We start from the raw sequence: 20,585 nt of genomic DNA, 5'->3' as shown, positions 1-20,585 counted from the left end.
TCGGGGGGAGATGACTGGCGAAGACCTGATTGTCCGGGAGGGGCTCCATCCGTTTCTGCTCCGAAACGGCCTTGGGGCGTGTGAGCCCGTTCGTTACTGCTAGCGCGGAACTGCGCGTGCCCCTTCTGATTTGATGCCTTGCAGCCTGCTCGGCTCAGGCCTCTATCAAATGGCTCAAAAATACTTACTAGCAGACCAGAAATACCCTGCGCGGACTACAGAAATGCCTGATATCGCGGGTACGTGGCGGTTCTGTAGTGTGGATGAGTAGTCCCCTTCGCCAAGGGACTGCTCTCTGTGAGTGAACTAGCCCTCCTGCATCGTCTTTAAATGGTGCAGGGGGGATTTTTATTCATTCCTTTCGCCTAGGCGGCAGTTATGCAGAGCTGACTCGTCCTGTGTCGTGGTGCTTGGGAATTTACGGCCACTATTTGGGACTTTTCTTACGGCACGAGACTGGTCGCGAGCGATAGGCTGCGCCGGATTTAACTACTCTCTTCAAGGACGAAGAATTGGCGACGTCGATTCGAGCTGTGCTATTGGGTGTTAGTGTGCTGCAGGGCTCCCATGCCGTTGCCGCACCATTGCCCACACCGGGGGACAACGATCTCCAACGTCAGCGTCAGGAACAGCTCCTGCATGAGCAGCAACAGCGTCTGGAGGAACTCCAGCAGCTCCCTGGCAAGGCCCCCACCGAAGCACCGACCACCACTCCGCCGGATACCCGCTGCTTCACCATCCGCACCATCTCCCTCGAAGGTGCGGAGCACCTCGTTGAGCACGCCCGCGAGGCCCTGCTCGCACCCTACCGCAATCGTTGCCTGGGAGTGAATCAGCTCAACGAACTGCTCAAAAGCATCACCGACCTCTACCTGCGCCATGGCTTCGTCACCACTCGCGCTTACCTGCCGCAACAGGACCTCTCCAAGGGTAAGTTGAAGATCATCGTGGTCGAAGGCCGTCTCGAAGGCTTCGATCAATCCGCGTTGGCTAGTCCCCGCGAGCTGGCCATGACCTTTCCCGGCCACACCGGGGAGATGCTGAACCTGCGCGACCTGGAGCAACTGGTCGACCAGATCAACCGCCTGCCTTCGCGCCAGGCGCAGATGGAACTGGTGCCGGGCAAGGACGTCGGCGGCAGCCGCGTGCAGCTCAAGGGCGAGCGCAGCAAGCCCTGGCGCGTGTCGGCCAGCCGCGACAACAACGGCGACTCCACCTCCGGCGAACAGCAGGCCGGCGTCGGCCTCGACTGGGACAGCCCGCTGGGCCTGGCCGACCAGTTCGGCCTGCGCGCCGGGCAGGACGTGGTCAGTGACCACTGGAAACACTCCGACAACCAGAGCCTCTGGTACAGCGTCCCCTACGGCTGGTGGACCTTCAACTACAGCTACAGCCGCAACTACTACCGCACTCGCAACGAGGACAGTGGCTTCGCCTTCAAATACGACGGCGACAACGAGACTCACCAGTTGGGCGCCGAGCGGGTCATTCATCGCGACGACGTGAGCAAGACCGCGCTCAACGTGGGCCTTGGCCACCAGCGCACCCGCAACTACATCGATGACACCCTGTTGGACGTCTCCAGCACCCACCTCAGCGAAGCGCGCCTGGGCTTCAACCATGGCCGGCGCATCGGTAGCGCCTTCGTCAACCTCGATACCGGCTGGCAGCGTGGCATCGGCGCCTTTGGCGCGCAGGATGACGACCACGACGCACCGCCCGGCGCACCCAAGGCTCGCTACAACAAGTACAGCCTGACCCTGAGCTACCTGCAGCCGTTCAGGCTGTGGGACGAAGCCTTCAGCTTCGAAAGCCTCGCCACCGGCCAGCACAGCGAAGACGTGCTCTACAGCCCGCAGCGCATCAGCCTGGGTGGTCTCACCTCGATTCGCGGCTTCAAGGACCAGAGCCTCTCCGGCGACTCCGGCTATTACTGGCGCAACCAGTTGCGCTGGCGCCGCGCCGTGACCTGGGAGCCACTGCAGCCCTGGCTGCAGGAATACGGCGTGGCCTATGCCTACGACTTCGGCGCTATCGAGCATGGTCGCTACAACCAGGAGCTTTCCGGGCGCATGAGCGGCCAGGGTGTGGAGTTCAGCGCACGCGGCCAGCACGCCGCCGCCTCCGTCACCTTCGCGCATTCGCTGGAGCGCCCTGACTTCATCGAGCGCCGTGAGCATCCGGTCTATTTCCGCGCCGACCTCTTCTTCTGATTCCTCCGCACTGCTTTGTTCTTTTAGTACTTGGGAGCCCCCACATGGACGTCCGCCATCCGTTGTACCAAGCCATTGCCAGCGTTTTGGCCGGCATCCTGATCCTTAATCCCATCGTCGCGGCAGCCGCCGAACTGGCGGTGGACAAGGCGGCGGGTGGCAATACCCAGCTCGGTGCGGCGGGTAATGGCGTCCCTATCGTCAACATCGCCACACCCAATGGCGCGGGGCTCTCGCACAACAAGTTCACCGACTACAACGTCGGCCAGAATGGCCTGATCCTCAACAATGCCACCGGCAAGACCCAGGGCACCCAACTGGGTGGGATCATCATCGGCAACCCGAACCTGAAGGGCGGCGCAGCGAGCAAAATCCTCAACGAGGTGACTAGCAACAACCCGGCGCAATTGCGTGGCTATACCGAAGTCGCGGGCCAGTCCGCCCATGTGATTGTCGCTGCGCCAGGTGGGATTACGTGTGCCGGCTGTGGCTTCATCAACACTCCGCGCGCCACCCTCACCACCGGCAAACCGATCATCAATGGCGAGCGTCTGCAGGATTATGACGTCGATGGTGGCGAGATCGCCATCGAAGGCGCCGGCCTGAATGCCAGCAACGTGGATCGCTTCGAGCTGATCACCCGCAGCGCCAAGCTCAATGCTGACCTGTACGCCAATCAACTGAACGTCGTCACCGGTCGCAACCAGGTGGACGCCGAGAGCCTGGCCGCCACCGCCAAGCCCGACGACGGCAGCAGCAAACCGCAACTGGCCATCGACAGCTCCGCCCTGGGCGGCATGTACGCCAACACCATCCGCTTGGTCGGCACGGAACAGGGCGTGGGCGTAAAGCTGGCTGGCAACCTGGCCGCCAGCGCTGGTGATATTCAGATCGATGCCAATGGCCAACTGAGTCTCGCCCGTACCAGCACCGCCGGTAGCCTGCGCGCCAATGCACAGGACGTCACCGTCAACGGCCCGACCTATGCGGCAAACAACGTCGAATTGCAGGCCCAGGGAACGCTGAGCAACCAGGGGCAGCTGGCCGCCAGATCGCGTATCCAACTCGCCGCTGCGCAGATCAGCAACACCAGCATCATCGAAGCCGGCATCAACCCAGACAATTCCCGTAACGCTCAAGGCGATATAGCACTCAGTGCGCAAAACCTGCACAACCGCGGCAGTGTGCTCGCCAGCCGTAATCTCGATGTGACGGCCAGTGCCGCCCTGGATAACCAGAACGGAAGCCTAAAAGGCAACAGCAGCCATATTCAGGCCGCGCAGTTGAACAACCAGCAGGGGCGTCTCCTGGCGCAGCAAGACCTGACGCTGACCGGTCAGCAACTGAGCAACGTCAATGGCCAGGTCGGCGCGCAGTTCATCCAGGTTCGCGGCGGTGCTTTGGACAACCGTTTCGGTCTGTTCAGTGCCGAGCAGTCGCTCAGCCTAAACCTCGACAGCCTGGATAACAGCAGTCAGGGCAACCTGATCAGTAACGGTTCGCTGCAGGCCCTGGTGAGGCAGACGCTCGACAACCAAGCCGATGGTTTGCTCTCGGCCAAGGGCGCCCTGAGCGTGCAGACCGGTAGCCTGGATAACCGGGGCGGTCTGGTGGTTGGTGATGCCGGCGTGAACCTTTCCGCCTCCAGTCTGAATAACAGCACGCAAGGCGTCATCAGCAGCAAGGGTGATCTGCAAGTCGATGTCGGCCAACTGGACAACAGCCAGGGTGGCACCCTCGACAGTGGTGCAGCATTACGCCTGACTGCTGCTCAGGTGAACAACGGCAATCAGGGGCGCATCGCTGCCAAGGGCGATCTGCAGGCCAAAGTCGATAGCCTCACCCAGCAGGGCGGCGAATTGCTCGCCCAGGGTGCGCTGAACCTCGATGCGCGCCAGCTCGACAACCGCAATGGTGGATTGGTCGCCGCCAATAACGGCGTGACTATCAAGGGCTCCGACCTGCTCAACCAGGGCGGAGAAATTTCCAGCCGTGCCAAGGTTGAGGTCCACGCCAACAGCCTCGACAACAGCACTGGCAAGGTGATCGGCGACACCGGCCTTAACCTGCAGGTGCAGCGCATTGCCAACCGCGCCGGCACCCTCGCTGGGCGCGACAGCCTCAGCGTCACCGGGCAGAGCCTGGACAACGGCCAGGGCGGCCTGCTCAGCAGCCAGAAGAGCATCTGGTTGCAGCTGTCCGGCGTTCTGGATAACCACGACCAGGGGGTAGTGCTCAGTCAGGGCAGTTTGAACCTCAGCGCCGCCAGCCTCGACAACCGGGCCGGCACGCTCTCCAGCGCGGGGACGTTGTTCGCCCGCCTGGCCGGTGCCCTCGATAACCAGGGCGGCAGGCTGCTCAGCGACGCCGGCATCGATCTGGCGAGCGGCGATCTGAATAACGCGGGGGGCGTCCTCAGCGCTGCCGGCGATATTCGCCTACACAGCGCGAAACTCAACAACAGCCAGAATGGCCGTATCGTCACCGATGCCGCCCTCCACCTCGACAGCGCCCAGCTGGACAACAGCCAGGGCGGCAGCCTGTCCGCGCGGGGCGTCATCGACGGTCGCGTCAGTGGCTTTGATCAGCACGGCGGTGGGCAACTGGTCAGCCAGACTGGCATCGACCTCGACCTGCAAGGCGGGGCGCTGAACAATGCTGGTGGTCTGATCGTCACCCCGGGCCAATTGCTGCTGCGCAATGCCAGCAGCTTAGATAACCGTGCGGGCGAAATCTCCAGCGACCGCGCTTTCGATCTGCGCACCGGGGAACTGCTCAACCAGGGTGGCAAGATCCTCTCCGGGGACCGCCTGACCCTCACCACGGGGGCGCTGAACAACAGCAGCGACGGCGTGCTGTCCGGCAGCAATGGCCTGAGCGTAACGGCGACCAGCCTCGACAACAGCCAAGGCGGCACCCTGGCCAGCCGGGGCGATCTGCAAGTGCGTAGCCAGGGTACCCTGGATAATCACGGTGACGGCGCACTGGTCGCAGGCGGCAAACTTGACGTCAGCAGTACCAGCCTGAACAACCAGGGTGGCCTGCTCTCGGCAGGAGCGAACCTGCAACTGGCCACCGGCAACACCGACAACCGCAATGGCCGTCTGCTCGCCCAGGGCAGCCTCACCGCCACCACCGCCGACCTCGACAACCGCGATGGCATCGTCAGCGGCGCACAAGGCCTCGATCTTAGCGCCGGCAATGTCCTCAACGGCGCGGGCAGCAGTGGCAACTCCGGCGGCCTGATCACCAGTCAGGGGGCACTCACCGTGCGGGCGGGGCAGTTCGAAGCACTCGGCGGCGGAGAAGTCTCCGCCAAGGGCGATCTGCAACTGATCGTCGCCCGGCTGCTCCAGCAGCAGGCCGCGCTGATCGGCGAAGGCAACGTGCGCATCGACCTGGGCAATGGTGCGCGGGGCGACTTCGACAACCAAGGCGGTCTGCTCAGTGCAGGCGGCAACCTACAGATCAACGGCTTGGCCAATCTGGATAACCGGGGCGGTGAGATTTCCAGCAACCAGGGCTTTAGCCTCGTCGCCAGTAGCAGCCTCGATAACGGCGACCAGGGCCGGATCATCAGCGCCGGCCAACTGACGCTGCAGGCTGCTGCGCTGCGCAATGCCAACCAGGGCCTGCTGTCCGGCTGGCAGGGCCTCGCCGTCAACGCCACCAGCCTGGACAACAGCCTCGGTGGCACGCTCTCCAGCCGTAATGGCGCACTGAACGTGACCCTCAGCGGTGCCCTCGACAACCACGATCAGGGGGCTCTGGTCAGCCTGGGCAATATCACCCTCGCTGCCGACAGCCTGAACAACGCCAACGGCATCGTCTCCACCCAGGGCAATCTGGGCCTGACGCTCGGTGGTGATCTCGACAACCGCAACGGTGGCCTGCTCAGCGCCCAGGGTAGCCTGACCGGCAGCGGCCAGACCCTGGACAACCGGGGTGGCGAGATCAGCGGCAATGGCGTGCAGCTCGACGCCAGCAGCTTGGATAACAGTGGTGGCAGCCTCTCCAGCCAGGGCGCCTTGCGCCTGGGCCTGCTCGGTGCGCTGCTCAACGTTGGTGGCAATGCGAAGATCGTCAGCGCGGGTCCGCTGAATCTCCAGGCCGGCAGTGTCGATAACCGCGGCGGACAGCTCGCCAGCCAGGGCCTGCTCAAGGTGCTCGCCGGACGCTTCGACAACAGCGCCGGGGGCACCCTGGCGGCGCAGACCGATCTGACCCTCTCCCTCACCGGCGACCTGCTCAACGGCCAGGACGGCTTGATCTTCAGCAAGGCCGGCATGCTCGCCATCATCGCGAACAGTCTCGATAACGCGGGTGGCACCGTGCAAGGGCAAGGCCACACCACCCTCACGACTCAAGGCGCTATCGGCAACCAGAGTGGCCGCATCACCAGCCAGGCCGGCTCGGTTGATATCACCAGCGGCAGCCTGGATAACAGCGTAGACGGTGTGCTGGCCAGCTTCACCGGCGCGCTCAAACTGGTCACCGGCTGGTTCAGCAACAACACCGGCATTACCCAGGCTCAATCCCTCGACCTCCAGGCCAACGGTGGTATCGACAACCGTGCAGGCCACCTCTCGGCAGTCAGTGGCGACAATCGTATCGTCACCACGAGCCTCAACAACCAGGGTGGCGGCCTCTATGCCGGCAACCTGCTGCACCTGCGCGGCACTCAGCTGCTCAACGACGGTGCCGCGCTTGGTCAGGGCGGCAAGATTGGCGGGAACACCATCGATTTCAGCCTCGCCGGTGCACTGAACAACCAGTTCGGCCTGATCGAAAGCAGCGGGAGCCTGACTCTGGGGGCGGCCAGCATCGACAACGTGATCGGTGCCATTCGCGCCTTGGGACAGAGCGGGACCACGCGGATCACCAGTTCGGGGCTGCTCAACAACAACCTGGGGCGGATCGAAAGCGCTAACCAGGACTTCTTCCAGCAGGCCGGCACGCTGCAGAACGGCAGCGGCACCGTGCTACATGTCGGCAACGGCACCTTCGGCATCGACCTGGCCCAGGCAGGCCTGGCCGGTGGCAATTTCACCAGCAATGGCAGCCTCAGCTACCAGGCCGCCAGTTGGACCAACAACGCCATCATTCAGGCGCGCGAGCTTAACCTGGATATCGGACAGCTCACCCAGGGCGCCACGGGGCAGCTACTCGCCGTACAACGCTTCACCGGCACGGGTGGCACCTGGAGCAACGACGGCCTGATCGCCAGCGACGGTTCTCTGGATCTCAATCTGACGGGTAGCTACAGCAGCAACGGTCGACTGAGCAGCCAAGGCGACCTCACGCTCGCCGCCAATCAGCTCGATCTCAGCGAAAACGGCCGCATCGCGGGTGGCGCCAACGTCACGCTCAATGCCAACACCCTGAACAACCATGGCCGCCTCACCGCCGCTGGCGACCTGACGGCCAACACCGGCAACCTGAACAACTACGGCACCCTCGGCAGCGCCGGTCTGCTGCGGCTCCAGGCCGGGAACCTGCTCAACGATGGCGAAGCCAACGGCGCGCTGATCTTCAGTGGCGACGACATGACCCTGCGGGTCAGCGGCGCCCTGACCAACCGCTTTGCGGACATTTATAGCCTTGGCGGCTTGGATCTGGCGGCCGACGACCAGGGCGGACGTACGGTACGTCTGGATAACCTCTCCGCCAATCTCGAAAGCCAGCGCGACATGCGCCTGAACGTCGGCGCACTGAATAACCAGCGCGTCGTGCTGGTGGTCAATCGCGCCGGTAAATACACCGCCCAGATCGTCGAGGTGAACTGCTACAAGTACCTCAACGACAGCATTGCGGACTGTTCTGGCAAGCGTAACGGTGTGTGGGAAATCACCGAGCGCGACAAGCTCGAAGTGCTGCAGGCCAGTGCCGCTTCCTCCATCAGTGCCGGCGGCAATCTGAATATCGTCGGCGACACCCTGAACAATGCCAGCAGCGTGATCAGCGCAGGGCAGAACTTCACCGCCACGGTGCGTAGCCTGACCAACCAGGGCGTGGTTCCCGGCGAGACCGAGACCTTCCGCGTCTTCCGATCCCAGCGCACCAACAACATGGGCAGTTGGGTCAGCGAGGCCAATGCCTTCACCGATCTGTATTGGATCGACAGCCCCAACTACGTGAATGATCCCGCCGGTCTGGCGGCCGCGCTGAGCCACTTTATTGCCCGCACCGAGACTGAGCTACCGGAGTTCGGCTCGGTGACCGAGCTGAGCAGTGGCGACCAGACCTACGCGGCCATCATCCAGGCCGCCGGCAACGTCAGCATCACCGCCAGTGAAGAAATCAACAACAGCGTCATCCGCAACCACTACGCCTACGTCAATCCGGGCCAGAAGACCGGGGACACTGCGCTGGGTGACAGTCCGCTGAGCACCGTGGTGCCGATCAACTCGCAACTGCCGCCAGACCTTGCGCAGAAGCAGGTCAACCCCATCAGCCTGCCGGGCTTCAGTCTGCCCACTGGCAGTAATGGATTGTTCCGCCTCAGTGGTCAGGGTGGCAGTGGTGGGAGCGTTGAAAGCATATCGGGCGGTGGAGAGCTGATCTTCGCCGGCCCGGGCATTGATCCGTCCCAGCGCGAAGTGGCGTTGGGCGGCGGTACAGGCGGCGCGGGCAGCGTTGCCCTGGGGGGCGGCACGTCCACGGCGGACGCTCAGTCCGGCGCCAGCTTGAACGTACCGCGTGTACAAGGCCTACCCAGCAGCGCTCGGCCGGACAACAGCCACAAGTACCTGATCGAGACTAACCCGGATCTCACCAGTCTGAAGAGCTTCCTCAGCTCCGACTACTTGCTGGGCCAGCTCGGCTACGACCCGGATAAGTCGCAGAAGCGTCTGGGGGATGGTCTCTACGAACAGCGCTTGATCCAGCAGGCGGTGGTCGCTCGCACCGGCCAGCGCTTCATCGACGGAATGACCAGCGACGAGGCGTTGTTCCGCTATCTGATGGACAACGCCATCGCCTACAAAGACCGCCTGAATCTGCGGGTGGGTGTTGGTCTAAGCGCCGAGCAGGTGGCAGCGCTGACCCACGACATCGTGTGGCTCGAAGAAGCCATCGTGAATGGCGAGAAGGTGTTGGTGCCGGTGGTGTACCTGGCCCAGGTCGATAATCGCCTCGGCCCCAATGGCGCTCTGATCATGGGCAAGGACGTGTCGCTGATCAGCGGCGGCGATCTGGCGAACCAGGGCACCTTGCGTGCCAGCGGCGACCTCAGCGCCAGCGCTGCCAACCTCAATAACAGCGGCCTGATCGAAGCCAGCGGGCGTCTCGACCTGCTGGCCACCAACAGTATCCAGAACACCCAGGGCGGCATCATCAAGGGCCGCGACGTCAGCCTCACCGCGCTGACCGGCGATGTGATCAACGAGCGCAGCGTCACTCGCATCGATAGTGCCCAGGGCAGCAATCGCAGTTGGACGACCAGCTTCGCCGACAGCGCCGCGCGTATCGAGTCTGCAGGCAATCTGGAGATTAGCGCCGGACGTGATATCGGCAACCTCGGCGGGATGATCAGCAGTGGTCGCGATCTGTCGATGCAGGCTGGGCGTGACGTCAACCTGACCAGCGTTGAGCTGGAGGACGGCCAGGTCAACGGTCGTCGCTACGGTAGCCAGAACATCACCCAACTGGGGAGCGAGACCTCCGCCGGGCGCGATCTCGAGATCAACGCAGGGCGTGATCTGAATGCCGTGGCAAGCCGGATCAATGCCGCGCGTGATGCGGCCCTGAGTGCGGGCCGCGACGTCACTCTCGCGTCGGCGGCGGACGAACAACATAGCTACAGCCACACCAAGAAGGTGACTGCTCAGGAAGACCATGTTCACCAGCAAAGCACCGAGCTGACTGCCGGGGGGATGTACTGATCCACGCGGGTGAGAACATCACCCTGGTCAGCAGCAAGATCGGTGCGGGTGACGAAGCCTACCTTGTCGCCGGCGACAAGATCGAAATCCTCGCCGCCAACGACAGCGATTACAGCCTTTACGACAAAAAAGAAAAGGGCAGCTTCGGGCAGAAGAAAACCCAGCGCGATGAAGTCACCGACGTGAAGGCGGTGGGCAGCGAAATCAGCGCCGGCTCCGACATCACCTTGATCAGTGGCGGGGATCAGAAGTACCAGGGCGCCAAGCTGGAGAGCGGTAACGATCTCTCCATCGTCAGTGGCGGAGAAGTGGTCTTTGAAGCGGTGAAAGACCTGCACCAGGAGAGTCACGAGAAGAGCAACAGTGACCTCGCCTGGAGCAGTGCCAAGGGCAAGGGGAACACCGACGAAACGGTGCGGCAGAGCGAACTGACCGCTCAGGGCAACCTGACGATCAAGGCTGTGGATGGGCTGAAGATCGACTACAAGCACCTCGATCAGCAATCGGTCAGCCAGGCCATCGATGCGATGGTCAAGGCCGATCCGAACCTCGCGTGGATCAAGGACGCGGCGGCGCGTGGGGATGTGGATTGGCGGGCGGTGAAGGAGCTGCATGACAGCTACTCCTACAGCAGTTCCGGCATGGGGCCGGCCACCCAGTTGGCGGTGGCCATTGCGGCGGCGGCTATTGGCGGGATGGCAGCGGCGGGTGCACTCAGCAGTGCCGGCGTTGCCGGTGGCTCCTTTGCTATGGGCGCAGGTGTGGGGGCGGCTGGCAGTCTCGCAGGAACGGCCGGCGTCAGCCTGATTAACAACAAAGGAGACCTGGGCAAAGTCCTCAGCGACAGCTTCAGCAGCGACAACCTCAAGCAGATGGCGATTGCCAGCCTGACAGGCGGGCTGACGGCGGAGTACTTCAACAGCTTGAGTGGGGCCGATACACATACAAAGATCGTGGGAGGTAAGACAGTTGCCGATCTGAGCAGTTGGGGTGGCGTTGGTAGTTTCGCTGCCAGCCAGGGCATGCAGAACTTCACCAGCACAGCGTTGAGCCAAGCGTTGGACCAAGGCGGTAGCTTTGGTGATGCGCTGAAGAACAGCCTCTACAACACCTTCGCAGCGGCTGGTTTCAATCAGGTGGGTGACATTGGGGCCATCAATGGTTATGCCCCTGGAAGCGCTCCAATGGTGGCCATGCATGCATTGATGGGTGGCCTAGCCTCGGTCGTCAGCGGTGGAGACTTTGCCACAGGCGCGGTGGCTGCTGGCGCCAACGAGGCGATGGTTGCGAGCCTCGATGACACCTTCAAAAAGCTGAGCCCGGACCAACGAGAGCAACTGCTGACGACCAGCTCCCAGTTGGTCGGGCTGGTCGCCACGGCGGCTGTCATCCAGAACGCCAGCACTGACCAGCTTGAAACCGGGGTTTGGGCCGCCAAGAACTCAACGCAGTACAACTATCTCTTCCACGAAGAACTGGATGAGATGGCGAGAAAAATCCAGGGATGTGGAGCCGATAAGGATTGCAAGGATCGCATCGGCCAGCAGTACTCGGAGTTGGATCAACAGCGCAACAATGAGTACCCCGCGCTTTGCCAGAGCGACTTGGCTGCGTGCGGAAAGATCGCGGCCCGTCTGATGGCGGAAGATCCGCAGAACGTCGAGCTGGCGCTGAGTCTGCACAAGGCCCAAACGGTTGGGTTGGAAGCCGTCATCTCGACTAACTATATTCAGTCGAACCGCATGGCGATGGATACAGCCACCTCTGAGTATCTTGCTCAGACAGGCGGTACGACTGAACTGCTCAAGATGGCATTGGCTCAGTCGGCAGCTGGTGGCTTGATTGGTGGTAGTGGCAGTAGCTTTAATAAGCTGCTGCCAAAAGGGGCTGGGACAGCGGCTGAAGCCAGTTCGGTCTTCAGCCAGCAAAGAAGTTTCTGGTCTAAGGAGCCTATTCAGTTCAGTGGTAATAAGGTTTATCAGCGAGATGACTTGTTTGACCCGAATCTCGTTAGTAGTTGGCGCGATGGCGGGAAAGTTGTAAGCGGAACCAACATTGAACGTATGGCTAGTGGCCGAGCGCCAATAGGTGTAGACGGAAAGTCAGTCAATCTACACCACACTACTCAAACTCAGGATGGGCCTATTGCTGAAATGACGCAAACCTTCCATCAGCAGAATAGCTCTGTTATTCATATCAATCCGAACACTATCCCGTCTGGAATTGATCGTATTGCATTCGATAAATGGAAAGCTCAGTATTGGGAGCAGAGGGCTGCTGGTTACGGTGGTATTCAATGAATAAGTATGGTTTTCGTGAAGTTGAAGAGTTGGTGGATTTGCATCGCGAAATCGTTAATTTCGGCGATGAAAGCAACTCAGTTGGTGATGATTGGGTTGAGAAGGCAGAGCAAAGATTGGGCGCGGTCTTTGCTGATTCCTATAAATGGTATTTAAATAAATACGCTGGCGGAGAAGTTGGTAGTGAAGAAATCTATAGTCTTTACGGTATGGATTTCGATACGGTCAATGGTGGGGATATTGTTTATCAGCATTTGGTTGGGCTGAAAAATAACACTGTAGATGATCGGAGATTGGTTATAAGTGAGACGGATTTGGGAGAGGTGTTCTTCTTTGATTTGAGCTCCTATAAAGATGGGGAATACTTGATAAAAATTAGAATCCCTTCCGGTGAGTGTTTGGATTATGCATGTGATTTTTATGAATTCCTCTGCAAGAGGATATTGGCTTACGTCTAAATAGTTAATAAAAACCCTAGCCAACGAGCTGGTTTTTTTATTGCCTGCGATTTACCGCCCCCGTCGCTGCTCGTAGTCTGCTTGGTACAACGACTGCACTTCGGGAATCAGCAACAGCAGCCTCCAACTGATCGAAGAGACAAAAATATAACCTCCCGCCCACAGCCCCATTCGGGGCTGTCAGCAGGAGGTCGCAAGGGTGTCCTTGTTACTGCTCGGCCTGGCAGGCCTGAGCGGAGGCCATTAGGGCTTTGAGAATGTGCTCAGGTGGTGCTGTGTAGGGTTTGTTGAGTGCTTTGAGTTCAGCAGGACTGTAAATTGCTTCCAGCTTCTCGAAGGTGCAGGTGCAGATGGCTTTCGGGGCTCCGCCCTGGATGCATCCCGCCAGGAATTGCCCCCTCACTTTCGAGTTCTCGTCAGAGCATCCGGCCACCAGCGTGGCCATCAGCAGTACCACAAAGAGTGCGCGCATACAGGCCTTCCTCAGCGCAACACAAGGGCGCAGCCGATGGCGATACCGCCGATCAGGCCCACCACCTGCGGCCCCACCAGCCAGAACACCTTGATCCAAATCAGCTGCAGCATGCCACCACGGGTATAGACCGCATCGGGCCGAGCAAAGCGGCGCAGCGCATCACCCAGTACGGCGCCGATGAGTCCCAGGACACTTCCCACTACCACCGCACCCACCTTGGCGAAGGTACTCGCGCCCAGCACCAGGGCCGAGTTGTTCTTCACGACGAAGAGAATCGAGACCACCACAGCGGCGATAGCCCAGCCAATCACGGCTGGGCTGATCATTGGTACATCGGGCTCGTTTTGCTGAACATCATGATCCATGACTTTTCTCCAGAGGGATTTGGGGAGCCGGCATTACCACGCCGACTTGCACGCGTTTTCTTGGCTGCTGAGTGGTAGTAGCTCGCGGCTCAGGTTCTTGGTGGGGAGCTTGACGGTCTTGCCGTGAGCCGTGATCTGCAGGTTGTTGGCTCTGCGCAGGGCAGCCCAGAACCCGGGGAAGTTGGAGCCACAGGCATGGCAGTCGGTGAAGAACGGATTGCTGTAAGTCACGCCATCGACGATGACATCGAAGCCCTCGTCGCTTTCGGAGGAGTACTCCTGGCCCGCGATGCTCGCGTAAGCCCGGACGGCCTGACCGTCATCACTGGAACAGGAGATGTTCAGGCCGTTGCCATTGCCGTCATCGACCAGGTGCTCGGTGACGCCTTGGGCAAAGCCCGAGGTCCATTCATAAGTGCCCGCCTGCGTCGCGCTGCTGAGCAGCGTGCCAAGCAGAGCTGTAAGCAGCAGTTTCTTGTTCATCAGGACATGTCCTTCTGTCGGTGGGTTGGATGAGCAGCATGCTCATTGAGGGGATGTTTGGTTGTTAATTGGGTCGTAAATACCGTGGTCGTTTTGACATCATAACGGGACGATTTTTGCCATGGCAAGAATCTCCGGACATCAGGACAAAGACCGCGACCTCGTGAAGCTGGGCGCAGCGATACGAGCGCGCCGTAGGGCGTTGGCGCTTTCGCAAGAAGCCCTGGCCGATGCGGCGGTGATCGATCGATCCCACATGGGCAAGATTGAGCGAGGCGAGCGCAACGTCACCTTCCTCAACATCTGTCGGATTGCCACGGCCATTGGGTGCAAGCCCTCTGAGCTGTTGGTGGAGGCCGGGCTGTAAGAGCGGCTACGCCACGTCCTTGAAGATCGGTAAGCCGTCGAGAAATGCCGCATCTGGATCGAACAGCAAGAAGCGCACATCGGCTTGCCCAGCCAGGTGCAGAATCTCCACGAATTCGGCAGGCAACCCATAGTCCAGTTGCTGTTGACGCAGTGCTGCCGAGCTGGTGTTGAGCAGGTCCAGGTGCTTGTCCGTCCACGGCGTATTACGCAGCTTGCAACCGATCACGCTTTGATTGGCGTTCTGGAAGAACTCCAGCTGTAAGGCATGAAGATCAGTGCGCATGAGGAACAGCTGGTTCAGCACGTCTTCTGGCAAATGTTCTGCACTGATCTCCCAGCACCGGCTGAAATGCCCGGTCTCGAAACTCAAGCGCTGCACAATGCCTTGGGCCTGTTCCAACGTGGGCTGTACGCCAAGTACCAGCGATTGATCTTGGTCCTGGGCATGAATCACGTAGGACAGCTCACGCACGGTGCTGCCCGGTTGCAGGTCATGCACGATCAGTTGAATCGATAGCGTGTCGTAGCCGCGACGAAAGGGATTGGGGCTCATAGTTGCTCCGAAGGGATTTCCAAAAGTGAAAGCAACAGGAGCCCGGTGGGCTCCTGTTTATGCCGTCTCAGGTCGGCGAGCGCTTACGTGCTTCGGCCCGACGCAGTTCCTGCTGGAACAGCAGCAACGCCAGCACTATGACCAGTAGCAGCGGCCAGAAACGCAGCGCCAGGAGCAGCAGCGCGACGACTGCCGCCGTGCCGGCGAAGATGCTGACCAGCACGAACAGCAAGCCTAAAAAACGTAGTAAACCCATGGTGAAACTCCTGCGGGGTGAGTGACGGGGTCAGGACGGCTGACACTGGTCGGCCTGGATGCGCTGGTAGACCTCATCGCGATGCACAGCGATGTCAGGTGGCGCGGTGACGCCGATGCGCACCTGGTGGCCCTTGACGTGAAGAATGACGATCTCGATGTCATCGCCAATGCGGATGGCTTTACCGATGTTGCGGGTGAGGATGAGCATGACGGGGACTCCTGGACGGATTGAGTTGAGTCGTTGACGGCATAGGGCCGCCCTTTAGGGGCGACTAATTCGTTGAGGGATTTCGTGCCTCAGCACGTTCGCGCAGCAGGGTTGAGAGCGTGGGGCGCGGCTTGTTGGTGTGAACTGGTGGCGCAGCCTCAGCAGGCGGTGGTTCGGGCGAAACCGGGCTATCGCTAGTGCTCTCGGGAAAGAACTCATCGACGATGGCCGTGCCTTCGTCTTCGCTGTCCTCGAAGGCGCCATTGGCAAAGCCAAGCCTTGCCGTGGCATCCAGCGCCGCCTGGTCGAAGCCCGAGGCGTGACGCAGTTCATCCAGCTCACGGGCTTGTTGCAGCGCCAGCTCCAAGGCCATTCCACTGCGCACCGTGATATCGACGTAGAAGATCGGTGAGCCATGGCTCTGGCGGGTGGACTTGCCGCGCAGGCGCAGCTCCAGGGCGAGGCACGCCAGGCGATTGCCGGAGATGGCTTGCAGGTACTGCAGCCGTGCCGCCAGGGTGCGAATGCTGTTGAAGCCGGTGGTGCGGAACACGAAGCTACCCAAGGCATCCTCATCGCCGATCACCACGTTGAGGCGGCCATAGGGCTTGCAGGCACCGCCCTTGGCCAATGGACAGGTATCCGGTGATGGACAGGGCAGCGAGGCGATGCCGTCTTGGCCCCGACGCTTACAGGTCTCTCCGTTGCCGACACAGACCGGGCGACCGGACTGCCGGTCGAACAGGCAGTACTCCGCACGAAAATTCAGCTCCGGTGCGTTGAACAACAGACGAATCGGAATCCGCCGAATCTTGCCCTCCTGGGCTTTGCGCAACTCCTCATCGAAGGGGTGGGCCACCCAGCCGTCGCGCAGCTGGACCTGCGAGGTGATGGTGAATTGATCGTCCTTCTCCGGCAGACGCTTGCCGTTCTTTTCGACGACCTTGCCGATGGAAATTCGCCCGAGTAAGGGCGGGGTAATGGCCAAGCCTTTGAGCATGGGGAGTCCTCCAGTGACGGAATAAAAAAGGCCATCCCGACGCAGGAGCGCGCGGGGATGGCCAATGGGGGAAATGGGGGAAACGGAATCAGGAAATCAGGAAACGGCGGCTGCCGGTTTTGGTGGTGGGGTAGCGCGCCAGCAGGTAGGGCTTTTCTTTGAGCAGCAGCGAAACATCGAGCACTACGCTGTCCTTGGCCTTGCGCCAGGACACCGCGCCATTGGCGAAGGTGGCGCGGCTGGCCTCGCCCATGGCCTGCTGCAGCCGCTGCTTGAGTTCGGCTTCTCGCTTACCCTGGAGGTCCAGGTCGGCACGCACCGCTTGCAATTCGTCGAAGGCTGCCGACAGCACCGAGTCCTGAGTGAAATCCAGTGTCTGGCCATGGTCTTCCGGATACAGGCAGCGCAGTGCCTGATCCGCTGACTCCGAGCCATCGGCGGGTGGCGGTGTATCGCGTTGCACGTAGCTCCAGAAATCGCGCTCCAGCTCGATCAACCGCGCAATGAGTTCGTCATCGCGCTCGATGCGGTGGATCTCCAGATGCTGGCCACCGAGCAGCACGGCCACGTCGGCGGCCTGCTTGCCGGTGACGGCGAGCTGGTGCATCACCTGCAGTTGCACATACACCGGTACGCCTTCCTTCCACAGGCGCGCGCCGTTGATGCCGGCGGTCTTGCATTCGAGGATCTGCACGTCGCTGGCGCCGATCACCTCACGGTCAATGTTGGCGAGCATCCACTCCAGCTTCGGATCGGGATGCTGGAGAACGGCATTGATGCGCCGTACCCGGTTGCCGCTGCGCTGGGTGTAGTGGGTGGCGACGATGGGTTCGAGGATGTTGCCCCAATAAGTCGGGCTTTCCTCGTCGGTGGGATCGATCTTGGGCAGCAAGGCATCGCGCCCAGTCTTTTCCAACCACAGCTCTAGCTGCGATTTGTAGGGGTTCAGTCCTACCGCTGCGGCGGCATCCGAGCTGCCAATGCCCTGCTGGCGCACCAGCAACCAATCCTCGCGAGGCAGGTCTTTGGTGCTGACCAGGCGCAGGGCAGGGCGGCTACCCGGTTGGGATGAGGGGGCTTTCAGTGAGGTCATGGTCATTTCCTGCGGGCATAAAAAAGCCCGAGCGGCGAGGCCGTTCGGGCGAGGGAGCAATGGGATTACAGGGGGTGAGAATAGACCGAGCGATGCGCAAAGCCATTCGGCAGACGTTACGCCGCGAGTGCCAGTGCTGCATCCAGGGCTTTCTGTTTCAGCACGGCACCCTGGCCGAACCAGGCCGAGTCCAGGCGATATTCGTTACTGCGCGCCCGGCGCTCATGGTCCACATACTCGGTCACCGCATTGAGCAGGCCCCAGGCAGTACCTTGGGCCGACTCCAGTTGCGCACCTCGTCCGCGGCCTTCGTACAGGCTTTGCACCTTGCGCATGGCGCGTTCGTTGGCGAGCTTCTCCGGCAGTGCGCCATTGATCGGCGTATCGCACATCACGTTCATGAAGAAGCCCATCGCTTCGTGCCACTGCACCTTGCGCTCGGCCAGGGCACGCATGCGGTACATGAAGTCGTCCCATTGCGACACGGCGATGCCGAGTTGCTTTTTCACCGCCTTGGGATCGAAGCGGGTGTTGTGCGGCACCCGGATGGCCCGCGTCGCGCCATCGACGGCAATGGTCAGCGTGTTGTTGCAGACCACGCGAATGGTGGTGGGTGTCGCCGTGGTGGCCAAGGTGCCGTCGCAGGAGGTGGCCAGCAGCAGGTAGCCGTTCACCTGGTCATCGCCCTTCAGGGCAGTGTTTTGCCCGGTACGCGCCAGCGCCCAGAATTTACGACCGCCCTTGAGCACACCGGCGGTTTCCAGCTCGTAGCCCGAGACCTCGGTCAGGTCGCGGTAGAACTCCAGTACCTCCTTGGGTTGTACGACTTGGTAGCGCTGGGAGACCACCGAGAGCGGTGCCTTGGTGTCGGAGCGGTAGAGCACCTTCTGTTCGGGGAAGGAGTGGATGCTGCCCAGGTGGCCGACTGCATCGGCCTTGAAATGCACCGGGCTTTCCTGGATCTGCCAGTCCATGCCGGCTTCACGCTGCCAGATTTCGATGGGCTGTTTGCGCGGGAGATGATTGCCCAGACCATGCCAGGGGGTATCGCCAACGTAAGCCATGTGTTCAACGAGATGAGCCATGAGAGTTTTCCTTGAGGTAATAGGCGGCATAAAGCGCTGCGCGAGGCGCAGCACTGGCCAGAGGGAGTGGATTGCGAGGTAGAAGGGGGAGCGTTTAGTCGGTGAGGCTGAAGCAGTAGTCGCAGTGCTGGCAGTGGCAGTTATTCAGCAGTTGCTCATCGACCTGGCTGCCTAGGGCGGCGCCAGCAATGCCGCCAGTCGCTGCGCCCACCAGACCGCCTAGAAGCGCACCCGCGATGCCCCCCAGGGCGATGCCAACGGGACCACCCACTGCGCCCAGAGCCGCTCCGGTCTCGCCTCCGGCCATTGCTCCGGAGATACCGCTGGCAGCTCCACCGACAGAGCCGATCAGGCCGCCGGCTTTTTTACCGAAATCGCGCTTCACTACGCGGCTGGAGCCGCAAGATGGACAGATCATCGTGAAACTCTCCCAATATCACGCCAAATAGGATCTACGAAGGCATACGGGTACGCCTTCAGGTGGGTGATATAGGTCTGAAAATTTTTTGAATCGAAATCCGACAGGGCTTCGCCCAGGCAAAGGCGCAGATCCTCGAAAGAGTCGTCCTCTTCGCGTACTTTCAGTGGCTTCGTAAGCGCAAAAGGAAGCTGTCGTTGATGGAAAACGCCCTTGATCGTGTCACCCAGAAAATTGTCGAGGCCGATGACCTCAAGCTACTGGAGCACGTAGATACCTACGGCTATGTCTGCCATGGGCATGCGTGCGGCGTTCGAGTGTTTCCACGCTCGTACCGTCCTGAAAATTTGCAGAGACCGCACTTCTCGCTTCCCAAAGGGCAAGCTCATGCACCGGATTGCGATGTAAAGGGCGAGGACGATCTTCGTGCACGTGGCAAGAAAGGCAGCATCGCCAAAGAGTTGGAAACAAGCCCAGGGCTTTCGCCGGCCAGCCTGCGCCTGATCGAGACGCGAGTGATCACCGACCCCATCGCTACTCCCGCCGGAGCTCACGCGCAGGGCGGCAGCCGCTCAGCCACAACGGGAGATGCACTGCAGAAACCAGCAGGACGCCGTGCTGCGAACAGTATTCGCCCCATTTGCCGAGCCTTCCTGGAGTTTCCTTACGACCGGCATCTGCCACTGCAGATCGATGGAGTCCAGACGACCACCTACCAAACGGTGTTCAAAAAGCTGCGTTCCGAAGGTGTTGAGGCCTTTCCTCAGCAACGTATCTTCTACGCAGAGTTGGCATGGACGGCCGCTCAGGAGCATGACGACAGGCTGATCATTCCGCTCGATGCCGGAGAGTGGATGGACAAACGACTCGTGAGGCCGTACTGCATTGTCGTGCAGTGGGCCGAGTGGACGCAGACCGCCAGGACTCGGCTGAAGAATGAACTGGAGATCGCTCGGCAGGAGAACATGGCGGCGAAGAAAGCGAGGGCTGATGAGCGAACCTACTTGTTCGTCATCGGTGCGCAGAATCCCGAGGACCTATCGCAGTTTGTCGTAAGTGATCAGCGGCTGATCTGTACGGTCCATGACCACTTGGTCTTTCCGAAGCAGCAGTGACGTAGAGCCGCCTTAGCATTGCAGTCGGAGCTGAGCGTCACCCATCGCAGTGATGGCCAGATATCATCATTGGTGGATATCTGCCTGCGTCTAGCAGAACGGAAGCTGAAAGACGTATGGTCGCGCGACCCGCTATGCGACCGCTCTCACTCCCACCACCACTGTTCAAAAAGTGCACAAAGAAACGAGGTGGGGGATTTTTTGGGGGATATGAAAATTAACATAACAGATAATACTTAAAAATCATTAGCTTACGAAATTAAAAGCCCGTCTATAGGCCGGGCTTTTCTTTGCGTGTGAAAAGAGCTG

16 protein-coding genes are annotated in these 20,585 nt (G+C 60.7%); 6 read left to right on the top strand and 10 right to left on the bottom strand.

The annotated features are described in order from the left end of the window. Positions 1-551: 551 nt before the first annotated feature. From GA645_RS16670 to GA645_RS16655, 4 genes are all read left to right on the top strand, one after another. Complete coding sequence (locus tag GA645_RS16670) at positions 552-2,213, top strand: ShlB/FhaC/HecB family hemolysin secretion/activation protein (protein WP_306092905.1); 1,662 nt, start codon at positions 552-554, stop codon at positions 2,211-2,213. Positions 2,214-2,257: 44 nt separating this feature from the next. Continuing rightward, positions 2,258-10,096 carry a filamentous hemagglutinin N-terminal domain-containing protein gene (locus tag GA645_RS16665; RefSeq protein ID WP_256675940.1) on the top strand — a complete coding sequence of 2,613 codons (7,839 nt, stop codon included), beginning with the start codon at positions 2,258-2,260 and terminating at the stop codon, positions 10,094-10,096. Between the two features lie 182 nt (positions 10,097-10,278). Continuing rightward, the gene (locus GA645_RS29065) at positions 10,279-12,396 is read left to right on the top strand and encodes a DUF637 domain-containing protein (protein ID WP_372239766.1); all 2,118 of its coding nucleotides are present in this window, start codon (positions 10,279-10,281) and stop codon (positions 12,394-12,396) included. Beyond that, positions 12,393-12,854, top strand: coding sequence for an SMI1/KNR4 family protein (locus GA645_RS16655; protein WP_152224113.1), 462 nt, complete (start codon positions 12,393-12,395; stop codon positions 12,852-12,854). The genes GA645_RS29065 and GA645_RS16655 overlap by 4 nt, the downstream gene beginning before the upstream one ends. Before the next feature lie 208 nt (positions 12,855-13,062). Here the strand turns inward: GA645_RS16655 and GA645_RS16650 are convergent, their stop codons facing one another. Genes GA645_RS16650 through GA645_RS16640 form a run of 3 tightly spaced genes read right to left on the bottom strand, consistent with a single transcriptional unit; the run spans position 13,063 to position 14,177 of the window. Continuing rightward, the gene (locus GA645_RS16650) at positions 13,063-13,326 is read right to left on the bottom strand and encodes a hypothetical protein (RefSeq protein ID WP_152224112.1); all 264 of its coding nucleotides are present in this window, start codon (positions 13,324-13,326) and stop codon (positions 13,063-13,065) included. A gap of 11 nt (positions 13,327-13,337) precedes the next feature. After that, positions 13,338-13,694 (bottom strand): hypothetical protein, encoded by a 357-nt coding sequence (locus GA645_RS16645; protein WP_218572329.1) that lies wholly within the window; start codon positions 13,692-13,694, stop codon positions 13,338-13,340. A gap of 33 nt (positions 13,695-13,727) precedes the next feature. Beyond that, entirely contained in the window at positions 13,728-14,177 is a 450-nt protein-coding gene (locus GA645_RS16640) for a hypothetical protein (RefSeq protein WP_152224110.1), read from the bottom strand. A gap of 121 nt (positions 14,178-14,298) precedes the next feature. Between GA645_RS16640 and GA645_RS16635 the strand changes: the two genes are divergently transcribed. Continuing rightward, positions 14,299-14,544, top strand: a complete 246-nt coding sequence (locus tag GA645_RS16635) for a helix-turn-helix domain-containing protein (RefSeq protein ID WP_152224109.1) — start codon at positions 14,299-14,301, stop codon at positions 14,542-14,544. Positions 14,545-14,550: 6 nt separating this feature from the next. Here the strand turns inward: GA645_RS16635 and GA645_RS16630 are convergent, their stop codons facing one another. The 7 genes from GA645_RS16630 to GA645_RS16600 form a co-directional block, all read right to left on the bottom strand. Then, a complete protein-coding gene (locus tag GA645_RS16630) occupies positions 14,551-15,099 on the bottom strand; it encodes a hypothetical protein (RefSeq protein ID WP_178119562.1) in 549 nt (182 codons plus the stop codon). A 67-nt stretch (positions 15,100-15,166) separates the two neighbouring features. Then, positions 15,167-15,355 carry a hypothetical protein gene (locus tag GA645_RS16625; protein ID WP_152224108.1) on the bottom strand — a complete coding sequence of 63 codons (189 nt, stop codon included), beginning with the start codon at positions 15,353-15,355 and terminating at the stop codon, positions 15,167-15,169. 30 nt (positions 15,356-15,385) lie between these two features. Then, positions 15,386-15,565 carry a carbon storage regulator CsrA gene (gene csrA, locus GA645_RS16620; RefSeq protein ID WP_152224107.1) on the bottom strand — a complete coding sequence of 60 codons (180 nt, stop codon included), beginning with the start codon at positions 15,563-15,565 and terminating at the stop codon, positions 15,386-15,388. A gap of 64 nt (positions 15,566-15,629) precedes the next feature. Next, complete coding sequence (locus GA645_RS16615; protein ID WP_152224106.1) at positions 15,630-16,565, bottom strand: hydrolase or metal-binding protein; 936 nt, start codon at positions 16,563-16,565, stop codon at positions 15,630-15,632. An 88-nt stretch (positions 16,566-16,653) separates the two neighbouring features. After that, positions 16,654-17,664, bottom strand: coding sequence for a YqaJ viral recombinase family protein (locus GA645_RS16610; protein ID WP_152224105.1), 1,011 nt, complete (start codon positions 17,662-17,664; stop codon positions 16,654-16,656). A 110-nt stretch (positions 17,665-17,774) separates the two neighbouring features. Beyond that, on the bottom strand, positions 17,775-18,743 hold the full coding sequence (locus GA645_RS16605; RefSeq protein ID WP_152224104.1) for a DUF932 domain-containing protein: 969 nt from the start codon (positions 18,741-18,743) through the stop codon (positions 17,775-17,777). A gap of 94 nt (positions 18,744-18,837) precedes the next feature. Further along, complete coding sequence (locus GA645_RS16600; RefSeq protein ID WP_152224103.1) at positions 18,838-19,161, bottom strand: hypothetical protein; 324 nt, start codon at positions 19,159-19,161, stop codon at positions 18,838-18,840. 200 nt (positions 19,162-19,361) lie between these two features. On the opposite strand from GA645_RS16600, the gene GA645_RS16595 reads away from it, so the two are divergent. Further along, on the top strand, positions 19,362-20,276 hold the full coding sequence (locus GA645_RS16595) for a hypothetical protein (RefSeq protein ID WP_152224102.1): 915 nt from the start codon (positions 19,362-19,364) through the stop codon (positions 20,274-20,276). Positions 20,277-20,585: the final 309 nt, after the last annotated feature.

The sequence above is a fragment of the Pseudomonas sp. SCB32 genome (assembly GCF_009189165.1).
Taxonomy (GTDB): Bacteria; Pseudomonadota; Gammaproteobacteria; order Pseudomonadales; family Pseudomonadaceae; genus Pseudomonas.
This window is presented reverse-complemented; position numbering and strand designations above follow the sequence as displayed.

Bases quoted from the DNA above. Each gene is read 5' to 3' on its own strand.
- GA645_RS16605 (WP_152224104.1), bottom strand. From the start codon at position 18,743: ATGGCTCATCTCGTTGAACACATGGCTTACGTTGGCGATACCCCCTGG.
- GA645_RS16625 (WP_152224108.1), bottom strand. From the start codon at position 15,355: ATGGGTTTACTACGTTTTTTAGGCTTGCTGTTCGTGCTGGTCAGCATC.
- GA645_RS16650 (WP_152224112.1), bottom strand. From the start codon at position 13,326: ATGCGCGCACTCTTTGTGGTACTGCTGATGGCCACGCTGGTGGCCGGA.
- GA645_RS16645 (WP_218572329.1), bottom strand. From the start codon at position 13,694: ATGGATCATGATGTTCAGCAAAACGAGCCCGATGTACCAATGATCAGC.
- GA645_RS16665 (WP_256675940.1), top strand. From the start codon at position 2,258: ATGGACGTCCGCCATCCGTTGTACCAAGCCATTGCCAGCGTTTTGGCC.
- GA645_RS16600 (WP_152224103.1), bottom strand. From the start codon at position 19,161: ATGATCTGTCCATCTTGCGGCTCCAGCCGCGTAGTGAAGCGCGATTTC.
- GA645_RS16615 (WP_152224106.1), bottom strand. From the start codon at position 16,565: ATGCTCAAAGGCTTGGCCATTACCCCGCCCTTACTCGGGCGAATTTCC.
- GA645_RS16610 (WP_152224105.1), bottom strand. From the start codon at position 17,664: ATGACCATGACCTCACTGAAAGCCCCCTCATCCCAACCGGGTAGCCGC.
- GA645_RS16655 (WP_152224113.1), top strand. From the start codon at position 12,393: ATGAATAAGTATGGTTTTCGTGAAGTTGAAGAGTTGGTGGATTTGCAT.
- GA645_RS16635 (WP_152224109.1), top strand. From the start codon at position 14,299: ATGGCAAGAATCTCCGGACATCAGGACAAAGACCGCGACCTCGTGAAG.
- GA645_RS16630 (WP_178119562.1), bottom strand. From the start codon at position 15,099: ATGAGCCCCAATCCCTTTCGTCGCGGCTACGACACGCTATCGATTCAA.
- GA645_RS16640 (WP_152224110.1), bottom strand. From the start codon at position 14,177: ATGAACAAGAAACTGCTGCTTACAGCTCTGCTTGGCACGCTGCTCAGC.
- csrA (WP_152224107.1), bottom strand. From the start codon at position 15,565: ATGCTCATCCTCACCCGCAACATCGGTAAAGCCATCCGCATTGGCGAT.
- GA645_RS16595 (WP_152224102.1), top strand. From the start codon at position 19,362: ATGGAAAACGCCCTTGATCGTGTCACCCAGAAAATTGTCGAGGCCGAT.